This is a genomic window from Candidatus Kuenenia sp. (assembly GCF_039794105.1).
GTDB lineage: Bacteria > Planctomycetota > Brocadiia > Brocadiales > Brocadiaceae > Kuenenia.
Genome location: NZ_JBDIWA010000072.1, coordinates 1 through 2702, shown reverse-complemented (window position 1 = coordinate 2702; position 2702 = coordinate 1). Strand labels below are relative to the sequence as shown.

Here is a 2702-nt window from a genome sequence, read left to right as displayed (position 1 = left end):
CTGATTCCGAATTACGTCAAAAAACAGATGAATATAAGGAAAGATTGTCAAAAGGCGAAACGATGGATGATATTTTGCCGGAAGCATTTGCCACGGTAAGAGAAGCAAGCAGAAGGATTCTTGTGGTGCCAAATGCGGATAGTCCTGACAAAACTATGAGGCATTTTGATGTTCAGCTTATAGGTGGCTTTGTGTTGCATCAGGGTAAAATTGCTGAAATGACCACTGGAGAAGGCAAAACGCTTGTCGCTACTCTGCCTGCATATCTTAATGCTTTATCGGGAAAAGGCGTCCATGTAGTGACGGTCAATGATTATTTGGCAAAGCGTGACAGAGACTGGATGTCTCCGTTATATGAATTTCTGGGATTAAGGGCAGGAGCTATTCAGTCACATCAGGCCTATGATGAAAAAAAAGAGGCATATTTGTGCGATATAACCTATGGAACAAATAATGAATTTGGTTTTGATTATCTTCGCGATAATATGAAAGTGAGGATGGAGGAGCAGGTACAAGTTAGCCGTGGTTTAAATTTTGCTATAGTTGATGAGGTGGACAGTATTCTTATAGATGAAGCACGTACACCGTTAATCATTTCCGGGCCTGCGGAAGAATCTACAGAGAAATATTACGTAGCAGATAAAATAGCGAGGAGATTAAAACGGGGAGAGCATTTCGAAATAAAAGAAAAAGAACGCATGGCGCATCTTACCGAGGAAGGCATTGAAGAGGTTGAAAAGTTTTTGAATGTGGAAAGTCTTTATACCGGTACAAATATGGAATGGCCTCATTATATTGAACAAGCGTTGCGCGCCCATTACCTGTTCAGAAATGAAACAGATTATATCGTAAAAAATGGCGAGGTTATTATTGTTGACGAATTTACCGGGAGATTGATGGAAGGGCGTCAATGGAGTGATGGACTTCATCAGGCTGTGCAGGCAAAGGAGCATCAGCGTATTAAGGAAGAAAATCAAACACTTGCCACCATAACCCTTCAGAATTTCTATAGATTATACGATAAACTTTCCGGAATGACAGGTACTGCTTTAACAGAGGCGGCGGAATTTGATAAGATTTACAAACTGGAAGTGGTCACTATCCCCACGAATAAGCCTTTGCAACGTAAGATTTTCCCCGACAGGGTTTATAGAACGGAAAAAGAAAAATACGATGCTATAGTCCAGGAAATTGTCGAAGTGCATAAACAGGAAAGGCCGGTATTGGTCGGGACAGTGTCAATTGAAAAATCAGAATTTATAAGCGAGAAGCTTCGAAGGGAAGGTATCGAACATGAAGTGCTGAATGCAAAGCATCATGAGCGGGAAGCTCAGATAATTGCAAAGGCAGGGCAGCGGGCAAATGTTACCATTGCTACGAATATGGCAGGCAGGGGTACTGATATTGTTTTAGAAGAAGGCGTCGCTTCCCTGGGCGGACTTCATATCATAGGCACTGAAAGGCATGAAGCGAGGCGTATTGATAATCAGCTTCGTGGACGTGCGGGCAGGCAGGGCGATCCTGGATCGTCACGCTTTTACGTCTCTTTGCAGGATGACTTAATGCGTATTTTTGCTTCCGAACGTGTGAGTTCTCTGTTAAAAACATTTGGTATGGAAGAAGGCATGGCTATCGAACACTCGATGGTCTCTAAATCTATTGAAAGGGCGCAGAAAAAAGTAGAAGCGCATAATTTTGAAATACGCAAACACTTGCTTGATTATGACGAAGTCATGGACCATCAGCGAAAAACAATATACAGCCTTAGACAAAATGTGCTTGAGGGAAAATATTTATACGATTATATAAAACAAATGACAGAAGACTGTATAGGTGAGATGGTGTCTCATGCATTTGAAACAAAAAGCATCGGGAACGAAAAAAATTATGAGGAGGATGGTGATGACTACCCCGATGACTACTTTGATTTAGCTGCATGGTTTAAGCATAAATTTGGCATACCGGTTGATTTAAATGAAGTCGTGGACAAAACCTGCCGGAATATTGAGGAGTTTCTGAAACAAAAGGCATTTGACGCTTACGAGGAAAAGGAAAATACTATTGGCAAATTCGGAATGGAAAAGATAGCGCAAATCCTTTTATTGGAAAAGATTGATACAAAGTGGAAAGACCATTTATATGCAATGGACCACTTGCGGTCCGGCATAGGATTAAGGGGATATGCCCAGGTCGACCCAAGGATAGAATATAAGCGGGAAGCGCTTGGTATGTTTGAAAATATGAATATGTCCATAAAAGATGAAGTGACAAGTCTTATTTTTAAACTGCAGAAGATAGAGGAATCGGAGATAAAGGAAGTATTGCGTCCGGAAACATACATCCATAAGGAAGTTTCCGGAAAGGAGAGAATACAGGGACCTCCAGACCCAATAACCGCTCCTGTTCTGGAAAATACTGCAAGAGCGGAAGAACGGGTGGAAAGAAAAGTGGAACCGATAAAAGTCGGTGTTAAAGTTGGGAGAAACCAGCCTTGCATATGCGGCAGTGGCAAAAAATTTAAACAGTGTTGCGGCAGGGCATGATAATTTGGATGCGTTATTATTGTATTAATGTGCCGGTTAAAAGCAGCGCTGTGTATTTATTATAAAATCCTTTCCTATTTGCATGCCTACAATTTTTGATGCTTTTTATATAATAGCACTTGCCTTTGGTTTTCCCTATTTTCTCCTGAAAATTTTAAT

1 protein-coding gene is annotated in these 2702 nt (G+C 41.0%); it reads left to right on the top strand.

Going from position 1 to position 2702, the window contains the following annotated elements; translation table 11 throughout:
• The coding region (gene secA / locus ABJL82_RS16495) for a preprotein translocase subunit SecA (protein ID WP_347275806.1) at positions 1–2543 on the top strand (2543 nt) is incomplete at its 5' end.
• Positions 2544–2702: the final 159 nt, after the last annotated feature.